The sequence below is a fragment of the Desulforapulum autotrophicum HRM2 genome (assembly GCF_000020365.1).
Lineage (GTDB): Bacteria > Desulfobacterota > Desulfobacteria > Desulfobacterales > Desulfobacteraceae > Desulforapulum > Desulforapulum autotrophicum.
In genome coordinates this window covers 4,120,271-4,136,327 of record NC_012108.1, presented here as the reverse complement: position 1 = coordinate 4,136,327, position 16,057 = coordinate 4,120,271, and the positions used below count along the sequence as shown (strand labels likewise).

13 protein-coding genes are annotated in these 16,057 nt (G+C 40.8%); 4 read left to right on the top strand and 9 right to left on the bottom strand.

The window, feature by feature from the left end:
- The first annotated feature begins 70 nt into the window (after window positions 1-70).
- Together HRM2_RS18165 and HRM2_RS18160 are read left to right on the top strand one after the other, a co-directional pair.
- Window positions 71-1,279 (top strand): IS481 family transposase, encoded by a 1,209-nt coding sequence (locus HRM2_RS18165; protein WP_015905197.1) that lies wholly within the window; start codon window positions 71-73, stop codon window positions 1,277-1,279.
- Between the two features lie 2 nt (window positions 1,280-1,281).
- Window positions 1,282-2,124 carry an ExeA family protein gene (locus HRM2_RS18160; protein ID WP_015905198.1) on the top strand — a complete coding sequence of 281 codons (843 nt, stop codon included), beginning with the start codon at window positions 1,282-1,284 and terminating at the stop codon, window positions 2,122-2,124.
- 198 nt (window positions 2,125-2,322) lie between these two features.
- Here HRM2_RS18160 and hisH read toward each other — a convergent pair whose 3' ends face one another.
- The 9 genes from hisH to pseB form a co-directional block, all read right to left on the bottom strand.
- Window positions 2,323-2,952: an imidazole glycerol phosphate synthase subunit HisH gene (hisH, locus tag HRM2_RS18155; protein ID WP_015905486.1), complete on the bottom strand. Its 630-nt coding sequence runs from the start codon at window positions 2,950-2,952 to the stop codon at window positions 2,323-2,325.
- Window positions 2,953-3,150: 198 nt separating this feature from the next.
- Window positions 3,151-4,671 (bottom strand): hypothetical protein, encoded by a 1,521-nt coding sequence (locus HRM2_RS18150; protein WP_015905485.1) that lies wholly within the window; start codon window positions 4,669-4,671, stop codon window positions 3,151-3,153.
- Window positions 4,672-4,969: 298 nt separating this feature from the next.
- Window positions 4,970-5,980 (bottom strand): N-acetyl sugar amidotransferase, encoded by a 1,011-nt coding sequence (locus tag HRM2_RS18145; protein WP_015905484.1) that lies wholly within the window; start codon window positions 5,978-5,980, stop codon window positions 4,970-4,972.
- Entirely contained in the window at window positions 5,977-6,933 is a 957-nt protein-coding gene (locus HRM2_RS18140; protein WP_015905483.1) for a class I SAM-dependent methyltransferase, read from the bottom strand. Before HRM2_RS18140 ends, HRM2_RS18145 begins: the two co-directional genes overlap by 4 nt.
- A 50-nt stretch (window positions 6,934-6,983) precedes the next feature.
- Entirely contained in the window at window positions 6,984-8,216 is a 1,233-nt protein-coding gene (locus HRM2_RS18135; protein ID WP_015905482.1) for a YncE family protein, read from the bottom strand.
- Window positions 8,217-8,757: 541 nt separating this feature from the next.
- Window positions 8,758-9,807, bottom strand: a complete 1,050-nt coding sequence (pseI, locus tag HRM2_RS18130; RefSeq protein WP_015905481.1) for a pseudaminic acid synthase — start codon at window positions 9,805-9,807, stop codon at window positions 8,758-8,760.
- Between the two features lie 4 nt (window positions 9,808-9,811).
- Window positions 9,812-11,341, bottom strand: coding sequence for a UDP-2,4-diacetamido-2,4,6-trideoxy-beta-L-altropyranose hydrolase (gene pseG / locus HRM2_RS18125; protein WP_015905480.1), 1,530 nt, complete (start codon window positions 11,339-11,341; stop codon window positions 9,812-9,814).
- Window positions 11,338-12,498: a UDP-4-amino-4,6-dideoxy-N-acetyl-beta-L-altrosamine transaminase gene (pseC, locus tag HRM2_RS18120; protein WP_015905479.1), complete on the bottom strand. Its 1,161-nt coding sequence runs from the start codon at window positions 12,496-12,498 to the stop codon at window positions 11,338-11,340. Before pseC ends, pseG begins: the two co-directional genes overlap by 4 nt.
- Window positions 12,495-13,496 carry a UDP-N-acetylglucosamine 4,6-dehydratase (inverting) gene (pseB, locus tag HRM2_RS18115; protein ID WP_015905478.1) on the bottom strand — a complete coding sequence of 334 codons (1,002 nt, stop codon included), beginning with the start codon at window positions 13,494-13,496 and terminating at the stop codon, window positions 12,495-12,497. Before pseB ends, pseC begins: the two co-directional genes overlap by 4 nt.
- A gap of 768 nt (window positions 13,497-14,264) precedes the next feature.
- On the opposite strand from pseB, the gene HRM2_RS18110 reads away from it, so the two are divergent.
- Both HRM2_RS18110 and HRM2_RS18105 read left to right on the top strand, forming a co-directional pair.
- A complete protein-coding gene (locus HRM2_RS18110; protein WP_015905476.1) occupies window positions 14,265-15,083 on the top strand; it encodes an OmpA/MotB family protein in 819 nt (272 codons plus the stop codon).
- A complete protein-coding gene (locus HRM2_RS18105; protein WP_015905475.1) occupies window positions 15,076-15,972 on the top strand; it encodes a motility protein A in 897 nt (298 codons plus the stop codon). Before HRM2_RS18110 ends, HRM2_RS18105 begins: the two co-directional genes overlap by 8 nt.
- Window positions 15,973-16,057 lie beyond the last annotated feature (85 nt).

The window sequence follows — 16,057 nt, the reverse complement described above, 5'->3', positions numbered from 1 at the left end:
ATACATTTTTTAATTACAGTCGTTTATGTTGATATGGCCACATGATTAACCCTTAATTAAGGAGGTGGCCATGGCGACACCTGATCTTGCTGAACTTGCTGTATGGAGATACGGCATTATCAGCAGACTTCTCCACCGAAATGGAGATGAAGAAACCCTTGAAGAAGCATTAATCCGGCTTTCATCTGTACAATATCGAAAGCTGGACGGGCATTTTGTGTCCTACTCTCCCGATACTTTAAAAAAATGGTTTTATCGTTACCGTAATGGAGGGCTTCCGGCACTGAACAATTCCCCCAGGAAAGATATCGGGACCCATGGAACGATTCCCCAAACAATTGTAGACCGGCTGTTTAAGCTGAGAGAAGAACATCCAAGATGGACCCTTTCTCGTATGCTGGACCAACTGGTTCAGGAAAATCTGTGGGATAAAAAATCTCCAGCCCGTTCAACCCTATACCGGTTTGCGCAAACGGCTAATCTAAAGCGGGATCCCCATCTGGCAGCCCATGTACCTGCACGGCCTTTTGCATATTCGTTCTTTGGTCAACTTTGGATGGCAGATTTCCTACATGGCCCTAAAATCCGTGAGAAAGGCAAAAAACGTAAGACGTATCTGCATGCAATCATAGATGATGCCACCCGGTATATCGTTCATGCCGGTTTTTTTACCGCTGAAAGTACTGAAGTCATGATGGCTGAACTTATGGCCTCAGTCCGCACCCATGGTAAACCTATCAGATTCTATACGGATAACGGGGCCTGCTACGCCAGCAAGCACCTTAAATTCGTCTGTGCCAATCTTGGTATACACCTAATCCATACTCCCCCTGGAAAACCAAGGGGCCGAGGTAAAGTTGAACGTTTTTTTAGATCGGTCCGGGATCAGTTCCTTGACGGGAAAAAAGCCCCGGCCAAAACCCTTGACGGCCTGAACAAAGCATTTAGAGAATGGGTGGCGTCATACCATAAGCGAATCCACAGCTCTCTTGGCATATCTCCACTCCAAAAAAGACTCAGCCATCAAAGTGCCTGCAAGGCGCTTCCGGAAACAGTAGAAATAGAGCCGCTGTTCAGAATGAAACGCCGTTGCAAGGTGTACCTGAACAATACCATCCGCCTTAAAAGGCGGATTTATGAGGTTATCGACGCTTTACCCGGGCAGCGAGTAGACGTGTGGTTCATGCCATGGAACCTTGATATGGTCTGGTACGGGCCTGAACTGAAACCGGCCAAACCGGTTGACCCGATCTCAAATGCCAATAGAATAAGGAGGTAGCCATGCTATCAAAAACAATGGACGTCACAACACCTTTGCCCATGGGCGATTTTTTTGGATGGAAACGACATCCCTTTGCAGATACCTATATTCAACGTCAACTGTGGATGTCTGATGATGACAAGCGAAAATCGGAAACCATCAGGCGCTTGCTTCACCATGGAAAGAGCACTGCTTTATATGGCCCTTCCGGTTCCGGCAAGACAACCCTCATTCATGGATTAATATCAGATCTTGACAAGAATGTTTATTTGCCTGTTCTGCTGCCCTATGCCGGCCATCCAAGAAACGGCCTCACAAAGGTTCTTGCACAGGCCCTGGGCGTTGATATTAAAGGCCGGGGAACACCATTGATCACAAGGATACAGCAGCATATTGAAGCATTATCCGGCAGCACAAATCCACGCCATCCTGTCTTGATCATTGATGATGCACAACGGGTTGAACCTGATTCCTTATGGGATTTGTGTTCACTTTTGTTCAGAACAGCCAAACAGACAGTCGCTGCATCGCTTGTTTTGGTGGGAGATGAAAATCTCGCCAGGCAGCTTGAACTATACGTCATGCTTCCCATCCGGTCCCGCCTTACCGGTATCATGAAGATCAACACAATGAATGAGTACGAAACACGGCTGTTTATCCTCAGCCGTCTGAAAAATGCTGAGGCTCCAGAAGATTTATTTACGGAGGATGCTATTGATTTAATCGCCGCTTATACCAGGGGAAATCGCAGAGGGGTAATGAATACCGCCACCGTCGCTCTGGAAGAAGCATATTACCATAATGAGAAAAACGTAACGGCCGAGATTCTTTACAACTCGGACTGGTTCAACGAATCTGAGTGAAACGGAAGCGCCTGTGAGGGGACTCCAGCGCCAGGGATAGCTCAGTGCGGTAGACTGCTGTCTACATGATAAAAGCCGGAAGGAAACCCCTTCCGGCTTTCCTATTGATGAAAAAGTTCTTTGTAGCAAATCTTGGGATTTTTAAGAGATTAATGCTTAGGAATCTACAACACAAGGTATCAATCTATGTTTTAACATTTATTCATCATTTTTTAAATTTGCAAAATTCTTTAACATCTCGAAACCAAATTTTTGGCTTTTTTCAGGATGGAATTGACATCCATAAATATTATCCCTATTCACTGATGATGTAAAATCAATCCCATAATTTGTTTGGCTTAAAGTATCTTTTATATCAGGTCTAAAATGGTATGAGTGTACAAAATAAAAATCAGTTTGATCTGGAATGTTTTGAAAAAGAAAGTTTTTACGGGTGTAGAATATATTATTCCAACCGACATGGGGAACTTTTAAGTCTTTAACATTAAATTTTACGACATCCCCTTCAATCCAATTCAACCCTGGTGTTTCTTCTGTTTCATAACTTTTAGTTCCAAGGAGTTGCATCCCCAAGCATATTCCAAGAAAAAATTTCTTATTTTCCAGGACAGCTTCTTCTAATGGATCAATTAACTTTAATTCTTTTAATTTCTCCATTCCTTCATTAAAAGCACCAACCCCTGGCAATACAATTTTATCAGCACTTTTAATCTCCCGATGGTCATTTGTAATGATGGCAATTACACCAATTTTTTGGAAAGCCTTTTCAACAGATCTTAAATTACCCATGTGGTAGTTAATAATAGCGATTTTCTTATCTGACGACATATTCTTCTTTCCTGATCAATGAACCATCAATATCTTTTAAAAAGTGCCCTTCATCATCTCTCTTAAAGATTTTTTTATTGGTAAATGAATCAATAATTCCTTGGAACTCTGTTCTTTTAAATCCCGTATATTCTAAATATTTTTTAATCGCCTTTTTAGTTTCTTATCTCTGATTTTCTTGTTTTTATGGCAAAAAAATCATGCTGTTTCATCATAACTCTTTGCTAATTCAGGAATTATTACCATGGTTTTCAATTTCATTCCCATGGTGATTACCTGACTGCCAAATCGTGTCAAATAGTATTTGTAAGTGTGGGCTATTTTTTTAATCATACCGTGAGTATGCAATCTTTTTAAAATTCTTGAAATTTGGCTGCTTGAGTAAGATCCAAGCTTTAATCGAATATTTCTGTTTTGAAATCCACTGATTGTAAATTCTCCAGATATTAATGAGTGTAATATCTTCATGTCATCCTCACTGAAGAAATTGAATCCTCTAAACGGCCGATCATTCTTGACAACGGTCTTTGAAACTTTTTTTAGTTTTTTAATCCCAGCACTTGGATCAACAATATCTGAGATGAATTTAAGGAACCGATTGTTGGCATTAAACAGTATTCTGGTTAAAGGCCCCAGGCTATATAAACCTTTCTTCAGAGGTGCCAATTTCATTGAAGTTGTTCCATCACGATGTTCTACCTCACGGTAGTGTTTAAAGAAAGAGACATTATTTGTGGTCGTTTCTATTCTGAGAATAATGCCGTATTTATCATACATTTTTATCGAATTTGCACCCATTTTGAATTTGACGCATGTTCCCTCTATCCTTGTCGAAAAGTTATTACCCACCTCATCTTGATATAATGGATGGAGCTTTTTTCCAAGAAAAGTAGCTATATTTTCGGGTTTAACAGAGTGAATAGCAGTTCTAGTTAAATTTTCATAAATCAGTTTTAAGTCTTCCTGACGTTTAAAAACAATGTCTGTCGCATACTCGACCTGCATAATACTCCAATGGTAACTCAAGGGGAAATGCTTGACAGCCGGACAATAAAGGCTTGCAAATCCATCGAGTTTCTCATGAATGTGCTTTATGTTTAGATCGTTACTTAATTTTTGAGCAGATTCAAATGACTCCGTTTGAAAAATTGCATTGTCCCGTATTACACTTTGAATACCTTCTTTTCTCATGGCAGAATTGAGGGCATTATGCCCATTGAAATATATTTGTAATCTAAACGGGCACCATGTAGGGACCCGGATATAGCAAAGCCCCAAATCTTCATCGATCAAATAAAAATAATAATGTAAACATTTTCCCTGGGTTCCTTTCAGGTAGGTTTTCCCAGTTTTTTTATTATGCCAGGGTCTATAGGAAGGACAAGCCTCCATAGCGGAAAGGATATGAACAAGGCCAGGATGATCACCACGTTCATTAATGACCTTTTCAATTATTTTTTCTTTGCGAACGTTTCTTTTGCGAACAAATTCAATTTCAAGGCCATTCTTTGAAGCAACGTCTTCAGCATTGTTTCGAATTTCGTCTTTAAAAGGGGCTGCAAATTTTGGATAATCAAAAATTCTGATTTTCTTCATGTAGAGATAACTTGTCATCCCAGCAGCAAAGCAGATTCCAGGAATTGTACCTTGAATAATAATGCGGTCATAACAGTGCAAAACGCCAGATATTTGATCGGAATATCTTTCAGTCAGTAACATAATTAACCTCCTTTAACATCTGCATATTTTGGAAATTATTATACTACGTATTTGGAATCATAGAAACTTTTTGAACCTGCGAGGTTAGTTTTCTGACTGGAACCATAAATTTTAAAATACGACAGCAGAGGTGAACGGAAACAGGTATCTCCCGAAGCGGGTTAAATGGCAGCGGTCAGCATGGACGCTGAAAGAGCTGCCATTTCCCTCGCAGCAGCCCATGGACGGGCTGCGAGAATGAGCGTAGGGTATACCTGTTTTCGTTCACCGGACTTATACTATTTTCATATGAATAAGGTTAACCGCACTGGCCAACCCTTTTTGGTTCTGGCTCGTCCAGGTTAGGAGGTATACCATCATACTTGTTTATTAATCGTACACCTTCTTCTCGACTTATATAACCAAGCCTAATATCCAGGCAAGCATTATCAGTAGCCCTGCCAAAACCAAATTTCAGATACTTTAAATAATCATGCAAATGATTACTGTAACAATCCAAATTTTCAAAGTTCTCATAGGTTGTTTCTACAGGCCTATTAGCCGGTGAAAAACCATGAGCAATAGATTTTTTTAAAATTTTTCTTAAATCCCATTTAAAATAATAACCCAGGAATAATCCGGTCACCCCGACCCTTTTTATATCTTTTTCCTCAGGATAAAAATATAATGATAGATCTCTTTTTGTTATCCCATCAACACCAATCATATCTGAGATCCGATTACCCAGCAGTCCACCAAATTCTTCCAACCATTGTCTGTCTAAAATATTTCGATTTTTACTTGCAGCCGGTCCACCATACTCTATTTGAGGACTTTCTCCCCAGATAATTAGAGGGATATTAAATTTTATAGCAAAATGTGGAACCACTGTAAAAATTCCCAGATGATTTTGCCATTCAGAATCTCCAACTCTTTTTATCGCTTCTTTTGCCAGTTTTTTATATACTACAGGATTCCTTTTTACATGAATTAAATCGATGCCTAATCCATTCAAATTATCCAGATTCTTTCTTCCTATCGTTGTGGGGATGGTTGGCTCAAAACAAATACATAGGGGGTTTAATCCCAATTCTAAAACTTTAATTACGATATATGTTGAATCTTTTCCTCCACTTACACCTATCACACAATCATAATCAGGATGTTTTTTATGTGAGTTAACAATAGATAAAAATTCTTTTTCTCTTTTTCCCCAATCAATTTTATTGTTTTTCATCTCTTGAGACCGACAGGCATCACAAACGCCTTCGTTATCAAAATGAAGATCAGGTTTAGTATCAGGCATTACACATTTTTTACAAAATTTCATTTTAACTCTCCTAAAACTACTTGCAATTTATATCCCAACAACTTTATATTTAATTCATTCTCATCTATTAAATTAGGGATGTTAGTCTTATTCTCTGTATTTCCCAGGTAAGGATCTTCGTAGTTGAGATAATTGTTGATCACTCCAATTTCCGGTATAACTGTTTGTATATCCAGCACACGCAAACCACATCTCTTTGCAAGCAATTTTATCGTATTAACACCATATAAATTAACGTGTTCCAAACCATCAAACATATTGCACTTTTTTTGTAATATCTTGGCAGCTAATGAATCAGAGTTTGGAATTTGTAAAAATATCACTCCATTTTTCATAAGCAGTTTTTTCATCATATTTAGATAAAATTTTCCATTTTTTATATGCTCGAATACATCCCATAAAGTTATTGCATTAAATTTTTTATCAAATTTTGTATTCTCTATAAGACTATTATACACAGAATGTCCTTTCATCTGAGCCATTTTGAATTCCCGGACATTTAACTCAATACCATTGGTTTTCCAACCTCTATTTTTTGATAAATCCAAAAACACACCTGATGAACAACCAATATCAAGAATATTTCCTGGCGGACATATTTTCTCTATACTATTCAATCCATGATTATATATCTTCTCATAAAAAGAGTCACCGCTTTCAACTATCTGGGCTTGAACCGAATGATTCTTTTCATAATAATCATTTAATGCATCATCTGTGAAAACAGGATTAAGATACACCATGGAACAATTCAAACATTTGACATAAGATCCGCCTTCTTTAAAAAAAATATTTAAGTAATTATCTTGACTGCATACCGGGCATTTCCTATATTCAACAAATTCATCCCTGAATAATCCATTTTGATTATCAATATATTTTTTATGATTAGAGATGCTTGCGTCCCACAACTTCATTCTTTTTTTATGCAGTTCTTTCACTGTTTGATTCATATTTTTTCCTAAAACATAGTATGCTTACCATTCATATATAAGTTATGATTCTAAATGACACATAAAGATCTCACTTGTCTTAATTTAGGAATTGAAAAGAATTTTGCAGCTTTTGTGTCTTCATCAAACAGATAAAAACCAGCAGACATACCAATATTTTTTCGAATACCTTTCAGCCTATCGAAATAACGTGTTTCACTTTGACCGATATAATAATACGCACCATCAAAAGCAAGCCCCCTGATGAAACCAAAAAATTCTCCAACAATATTCTTATCGGTCTTGTAAAAATGACCTCTCATACTGTCAAGAACGCAAATATCAGCATCAAAAAAACAGACTGAATGGGGGAGCCAGAGGTCATTCATCAACACATGCCTTTCCTTAGGATTATCAATGGAAATCTGTAACACACCCCCATCAAAAACACCTTCCCGGGATGAACCTGTTTGAGAAAACAAAGACACATACAAATAGTCACCATTTACAAAAATATCATTTATCCAGTGTCCGGGTTTTTTTGCAGCAGTCATTTTTCCGGAAAACAAAATATCAAATTCTATCTTTTTGGTTTTTGCATTAAAAACGGAAATAAAATCTCTTCCGGTTCGTGCCAGAAACACAAGGTCTCGTTTAGGGCAAAAAGCTACTCCATGGGGTTTGTCACCCTTTTCGACGCCAAAAGAATCCTTTAATTCAAAGTCTTTTGAAACTTCACATATTCCTCTTATTTCATCCACTATATAATAGCTCTTTCCGGTATCTACGATTTGATGGAAGGTTCCATCCAAAACTTTCTTGCACTCATGCGATTGTATATCATAGGTAAATAACCCGCCGCCCACATCATTAGAATTATCTAACTGGGAATATATTTTATGGTCCGGTGAACTTAAAAGTATTCTTGCTTTATGTGTATTGATATCCGTGATAACCTTTAAATTGTTTAATGCAGGAGTAATACAAAAATTATCCCCAGGAGTTAAGCCATATTCAATAAGTTGAGGATATATGGACTCATAAGCACTGCTGGATATAATCACATAACGGCTTTTAACGTTTTCTTTTAAAATTTTCGGAGATTTTATTTTCGCACCTATATACTCTGCTCCCTGCCATGTTTTACTATTATCAACAAAAGAAAATTCTTTGATAAGGGTGTTGCGTAGTGTCTTACCTGTCCAATCATCTGATACTCCGAAAAAGACCACTTCTTTACCTTGGATGGCTTTATTTAAACCCTGCCATGTTGTCCAGGCCTTTTCACTAATGTTGATATCCATTCTCTCCTCCTTGCATCCATACTTCTATAAAATTTCGTTAAATTCATTTTTTTATATTAATACTTATGACTATATCTTAATTATTGTCGACAGCTAAATTAAAATTATTAAATTGATCACCTATTGTTAGTTTCATTAGCGCTTCATTTTTTAAAATCCATATCTTTTAACTGTTTAGGCGCTTTTTCGGCGGCTTCAAACTTTCCAAGCTTTCTATGATCGGTTGGTACCCAGTGGAATCACCCGCTCCGGTTGTTAAAATCTTTCGGATATCTCCGCTTTGGCCTTGTTTGCTCAATGGTTCTCACAATGATTTTGCCTATCCTCTCCTCGAAGGTGTCATATGCGGGCAGATCCAGGCTGGTTGAAAACAGGTTCCGTTGCAATTTATCCGGAGAGTATCCGCCGGTAAGGAGAGTTTTGTCGTTGTTGTATATGAATAACCATGGGGAAGGCACTATTTGTTTCTGCCTGATTGGTAGTCGAACCGCCAAGCAATACTCCCAAGGCCTGAAATGGCTGCGCGAAATATTTGCTTCATTTATCTGACAATCTTCCAGGAAAGAGGTGTTCCTTTTGAAATTTCTGATGATGCTGTTCGGCCGAGTATTTTTTCGATATAACGTGTATGAAGGCCAAATCCAGGACGAATTGAGCGTACATTTTCGGGAGTGAATTTGTCACCAGTCTTCATATCCTGAACAACAAAGAGTGATCTCCTAAAGCTTCGGCTCTTTTTCTCTTTTTCGGTTCTTCCATACCGGACATGTCCGATGGCTTTCTCTGTTGTTCTTATGGCGTCAACCATGGTTTTGAATTCATCGGGTTCAAGTGAAAAAGCACTGTCCGGGCCTTGTTCAGAGCGGCTCAGGGTAAGGTGTTTTTCAACAATACAGGCTCCCAAGGCTACTGCTGCCACAGGAACTGCAATTCCCATGGTATGATCTGAAACTCCGCACGGAACACCAAAGGCTCGGCCCAGATGGGGGATTGTCTTTAGATCCATTTCCTCTGGAAGGGCAGGGTAGGCGCTTGTGCATTTTAGAAGGGCAATATTGTCGTTTCCAGCTTCACGAATGGTGTATACTGCCTCGTCTATCTCCGCCAGTGTGGCCATGCCTGTCGACATGATGATTGGTTTTCCTGTTTGTGCTATTTTTCTCAATAGCGGCAGGTCAACAATTTCAAAGGATGCAACTTTAAAGGCCGGAATATCCATATTGGAAAGGAAATCAACCGCAGTTTCATCAAAAGGGGTGGAAAAAAAATCGAGCCCCATATCCTCTGCTATTGCTTTAAGCCTGGGGTGCCACTCCCATGGTGTATATGCTTCTTTATAGAGGTTATAAAGGTTCTTTCCTTTCCAGAGAGAACCCTTTATTTTAAATTCATCCCTGTCGCAATCTATGGTTAGGGTATCTGGAGTATAGGTCTGTAACTTTATGGCATCGGCACCGGTTCTTTCTGCAGCTTTTATTATATTGACTGCCTTATCAAAATTCTGGTTATGGTTTGCCGACATTTCCGCTATAATATAAACAGGTTTTTGGGTGCCGATGTATTTGTCCTTGATTTTGATTAAAGGCTTCATGCTTTTATTCTATCCCTTTAAATGTCATAGTAATGGCTGGAATTTTATTGATTTTAATCTGTTTTTGTTCTTTGAAACCGGCATTTTTGAAAGATGTTATGGAACTCAGGTTATCTATCTTTATCTGGGCAATAATTGAATTTACAGGCCTCAGAAAAAATAGTCTTTTGCATGATTGTTCAATCAAATATGTGCCCAGACCTTGTCCCCTCAATTTTGCATCAATACAAATGGAAATAATGGCTGAATCTTTTTTTATCTCAAAACGTACCTGTCCGGCTGATTCTCCGTTGCTGTGATTTGCAATAAAGTGAATTGTATCAGTGCTTTTGAGCTTTCTGTCAAACCATGCCTTGTGCTCTTCCCAAGAAATCAAGGATGAGCTAAACGAAGCGTTGCGTACTACAGGGTCATTTGACCAAAGAAAAACTTGGTGACAATCATCCAGAGTTACGGATCTTAATTTTAAGCCTAAAAACAGCATTTTGTTCACTACACGAGTTGCTCCTTTCCCGTCAATCAAGTTTGTGGCTTTTAGGGAAATTTCCTCTCTTGTTTTTTTGTTGTCAATTAATTTAAGGATTCCTTTAAAAGCAGTTATGTCCGTTAATTGAGTGGCGTCTCCAAGGTTTATGATAGATAAGATTTTTGAAAAATAATTGAGATTTTTTTTTTGATTTTCCGCTATGCAGACTGCAGCAAAGGGGGTTCCCATAAATGCAAGCTCCCAGCAGGTGCTGCCACCGGCGGTTATTACGATATCCGCCCATTCCATGAGATCTGGCATATTTATTACATCGCTTATCAGCTTAATCGTGTCTGGTAGCTCTAAGGTATCTTTTTCGAATAGTTTTCGGTTTCTATTAATCTGGCCGATAATAACCCGAACTTTCAGATTCTTTCGATTAATCTTTTTCAGGGCATTTATTATGGTCAAGGTTACATTCTGAGGGTCTGCACCACCCATCGTAACCAGAATATGTCTGGCCTTTTCTTTTATTTCTTTTGTTGTTTTAGCTGTTTTCTTGCTTAAGAATTCTTTTCTAAGCAAGGCATATTGTGGACCCAGGAGGATAATGGTGAGAGGGTCATAGTTGTAATTTCTAATTTTTGTATGGAAATTGGGGTTGAGTATTATTTTACAATGATATGAGAGATGATGCGCCATGTCATCGATGATCAGAATTCTGCATCCTGTGTTTTTTATTGCCAGCTGGTATTCAGGGGTAAAATGATAACCGTCAAGGATTATCCAGCTTTTATTGTTGATGTTATGCGCTTTGAAGAAAGCTCCAACGTTTTCAAGATCTTTTGGGTTTGGCCAGGGGGCGTTGATGGAAAATAATTCAAAACCTTGGCTTAATATTCTTTCTTGCAGACTTTTCCCTTCTACATGGCTTAAAAAAACAACTTTTCCACCCCTGTCCTGCCATGCCTGTGCAAGAGCAATGCAACGCATGATATGGCCTGTTCCCATATGGGCGTCTGCATCCGCTCGAATTATTAGCCATTCGTTTTGTGAGCTACTTGTCATCTGTTCTTTTCTATGGCGTTGGTTAACTCTGTGACTATACGCTTTATATCGGTATTGTTGATTTTTGGATGCATGGGCAGGGAAAGAATCCTTTGAAAGGCATCCTCGGCAACGGGACAAAGTCCCTGTGAGGTATTAAATGTTTTTCTATAATAGGGATGCAGATGTACAGGAATGTAATGAACATTGACTCCGATGTTATGTCTATGCATTTCCTTGTAAACAGTATCCCTTAGTTTCCTGTCTGGAAGCTTGATGACATAAAGATGGTATGCATGAACCATCTCTTTCATTACTTTAAGGGGGGAGATGGATTCTTCTTCTGAAAAAGCTTTGTCATATTTTCTTGCAATCCAATTACGGTTTTTAATCCAGCCATCCAGTTTCTTTAACTGGCTGAGCCCCAGGGCGCATTGTATATCGGTTATTCTATAATTATAGCCAAGGCTTTCCATTTCGTAATACCATGTTCCTTCCATGGAGCGTCTGTGTTGATCCGTTGTTATGCCATGGTTCCGAAATGTCTTCATTTTTGCCGCAAGCGTTGAATCGGAGCAGGTTATCATGCCGCCTTCGCCTGTTGTGATATGCTTTACAGGATGAAAGCTGAAGAGTGTAAGATCAGCAAGCGAACCTATTTTTCTGCCTTTATACCTTCCGCCAAGTGCGTGACAGGCATCGGTAATAAGATAGAGTTTGTGTTTGTCGGAGATGAATCTTAGTGCATCGTAATCGCAGGACTGCCCTGCATAGTCCACTGCAATGATTGCCTTTGTCCTGGAGGTGATTTTTTTCTTTACCTCTTCGGGGTTAATTAATAGGGTATCCGGTAAGACATCTGCAAATACAGGGGTCCCTCCCTGGTAGACAACAGCGTTTGCAGTTGCTGCAAAGGTCATTGGAGGAACAATGACTTCGTCTCCAGGTTGGATATTAATTGCATTCATGGCCGCATGGAGTGCTGCTGTTCCGCTCGAAACAGCCACTGCCTCATTTGCGTTTGTAAAAGAGCAAAATGCTTTCTCAAATTTCTCTATTTGCGGGCCGGTTGTCAGCCAGTCAGACTTGAGAATATTAACAACCGCTTGGATATCTTCTTCATCGATTGACTGGCGGCCATATGGAATGTAGTTTTCTGCTGATTTCTGGGAGATCATTGTATCTCCGCCTTGTTATAATCGAGTATTTCAGCTCTTGTTAGAAAATGGGTGTTTGTGCCTGAGTTGTATTCAAAACCCTGTTGAACAAACTCACCTTTTTCACCAAGTTGGTTAATTGCAGGGTCTCCTTGTATACCCCGGAAAGTTATTGCCGGCAGGATAACATAGTGGTCTTTGAATTCAATCGTACGATGGGAGTCATCCCCTGGGCACATTATCTCATGGAGTTTTTCTCCAGGACGGATTCCAACAATCTTCTGGGGAAGGTCAGGAGCCATGGCAGTTGCAAGATCTGTTATTTTTACAGAGGGGATCTTTGGCACATATATTTCCCCTCCTGACATGCGTTGGAAATTTTTTATTACAAAATCCACACCCTGCTGCAGGGTGATCCAGAATCGGGTCATCCTCTGGTCTGTTACTGGGAGGTGATCGCTTTTCTCATCAATCAGCCGCTGAAAGAAAGGAACCACAGATCCCCTGGAACCCACAACATTTCCATATCTTACTGCAGAAAAAATGGTGCGTTTGTTGCCGGCAAAGTTGTTGGCCGCCACAAAAAGTTTGTCCGAACACAGTTTTGTAGCACCATAAAGATTGATGGGATTTGCCGCCTTGTCCGTGGAAAGGGCGATCACCTTTTCAACATCGTTGTCAAGGGCTGCATGGATAACATTTTCAGCCCCCGCAATATTTGTTTTTATGCATTCTGTGGGATTGTATTCGGCAGCAGGAACCTGCTTTAAGGCTGCTGCATGAATGACGTAATCAATGCCATTCATTGCCATTTTCAAGCGGTCCCTGTCCCGGACATCCCCGATAAAGTAGCGCATGCACTCCTGATTGAATATTTGCTGCATTTCAAACTGTTTGAGTTCATCCCTGGAAAAGATGACAATGCGTTTTGGCTTGAAACGGTTGAGAAGGGTTTTTGTATAGTGCTTTCCAAAGGAACCTGTCCCGCCGGTAATTAAGATTGATTTGTTGTTTAACATGGTTTCAAGATCCTTTGCCTGATTCGTTGACTGTTTGTCTTTGAAAGCACCATGCTGTCACCTGTAAATCTATATAACCGGCATGACCGGAGAAGGTTATCAACCCTGGCAACAACGTTATTTGAAATCTCTCCACAGGTGATGCCTCGGTGGGTGTTTCATATAAAGGTGTTTTCTCTGATTTATGGTTTCGGTTTTCTGTCCAATATCCTGAATCTCTTTTGTTGAAAAAAGAGCCTTTTATGTAAGTGAATGTGGTGATTTTTTAAGCCGGTACGCCAATCGGCCTGATGTTGTTTGGGGAGATCCCACCTTTGTTGTCAATAAAATGACAAATGTTAGGCCTGATGTCAAAAAAAGAACGGTTTCTTGAGATCTCCATGGAAAATCCTTTCATGTTGTGGCGTGTTTTGGGAAACACCGGAATTTTTTGCCCCATTTGTTGATATAGTCTCATATAATTGATTTAAAAAAGCAATAAGCATACCGAAAAACTGCGTTGGGTGTTTTTTTGTACAATCTATTTGAATGGAACTATTTCGAGCCTTTCCACGGTTTCATTGTCCTCCCCTTGATTGGAGGGGCAGGTGAAATCAGTATTTTTTTTGTACGAGGCGCATTTGTTGCAAAGTAGTTTTACGGTTGAGTTTTTGTTAGAGACCAGGAGTTCGGTTGTTTGGGCTGATTAAAGAACCTGTTCCATGGTGTCGATGAAAAGATAACTTGTTTTGGCAGTGTAAGTAATTGCAATCATTTTGGAGTAGGTCTATGGACAAGGAATCCAATGGTAATAGTGGGAGCAAAAACAATTTGAATAATACCCCTTTAAATGGGGGGGGGAGAGAAGGGGTGTCTGGCCAGGGATTCGATCCTTTTTCAGAAAATCTCCTTTTTTCCTTTGAGACCCCCCGGCGGGGGGGGTGGTCGGTTTCCTGGTCGGATCTGATGATGACCATGTTTATACTGTTTGTGGTGATGTATGTTTACCAGGCTGGCAGCAGGGAGCTTGAGTTCGGCCCGGGACCTGGTACTAATTTAGTGTCTGATTCAGGTAGCGGAAAGATCGTTGAAAACAGTCTGAATGCCAGCCCGTCTGATGTCTTTACCCAGACACGGCAGGCGGTCCTGGATGAGTTTGTGGATGACAGCGCAAGTGTAGAGTTGGTGGCGGACCGGGCTGTCAGGATTTCCCTTGCAGGGGATCTGTTTTTTGATCTGGGCAAGGCCGACTTAAAGCCCCAGGCCCAGTGGCGGCTCCGACAGATCGGCAGGATTCTCCAGGAGAATTCGTTTGTTGTCAATGTGATCGGCCACACCGACGACATGCCCAACCATTCTGAGCAATACCCGACAAACTGGGAACTTTCAACGGCAAGGGCCTGCCGGGTGGCAAGATTTTTGATTAAAGAGGCGCAATTGCCCGAAGAAAGATTCTTTGTGTCCGGCCATGCCTGGCTCCAACCGCTCCGACCAAACAATACGGCCCACAACAGGTCCCTTAACCGGCGGGTGGAGATCGTTTTAATGAAAGAAAGACCCTATTCAGAAGGGTCGCAATTTAATTCTGAAGGAGACAACAATGGATGATTCCAGCGCACGCTCGTTTCTGGAGCACGGCAAGCAAAATATTTGGGGGTTGATCGTCTGCTTTTCACTTTTTCTGATGGGGTTTGCCATCCACGGCAATACCGGGCTTTACCTTAACCTGTCTGGTTTTGTCATTGTTATGGGGGGGACCTTTGGTGCCACGCTGATCAGTTACAGGATGGAGCGCCTGGTGATTCTTGTCCGGGTGCTGTGGGCTTCCTACACCCGGGAGATGAGAAATCCCGATGACATTGTGGAAATCCTGGTGGATCTGTCGGTCAAGCGAAGACTCAAGGGGCTTTTGTCCCTCCAGCGGGACGAGGGCGAGACCACCATTGTTTTTCTGCGCCAGGCCATCGGGTTCATGGTGGACGGGTTTTCTCCAGCCCAGATCCGGGAATCCTTGAATGCCGAGATGTTTTTTTTCAGGCTCAGAAGGGAAGAAACCAGCCGGGTGCTCCAGACCATGGCCGAGGTGGCCCCGGCCTTTGGACTGGTGGGAAGCGTTGTCGGGCTCATTGGTACGATTGCCGGTGTGGGTGATTCTGCAATGATCATGTCAACGGTTCCTATTGCCCTGACCTCCACCCTCTACGGCATTGTCCTTGCCAATTTTTTCTTCCTGCCCTTTGCCGCCAATATCAGGGAAAGAACGGCCAAGGAGCTCATGCTCCAGAAGATCATCACCGAAGGTGTGGCTGCCATTGCAGGGGATCTCCATCCCCGGATGCTTGAACGAAAGCTGAAGTCTTTTCTCACGCCGTCTGCCCGAAAAGGAGAACTTATCTCCCTTGAAAAGATTCGCCAGCGGTTTGAAATCCGTGGGCAGGAAGATGAAGCCAACGGGGATGAAACGGTTGAGAGCCGGGAGGAGGTCCTTGAAATATAGGGTGACGTGATACATCGTTCATAATCCCCAAGGATTGACACCCGGGATGCCATAGTGTAAATCTTGCCCATTCCATAGACTTTAG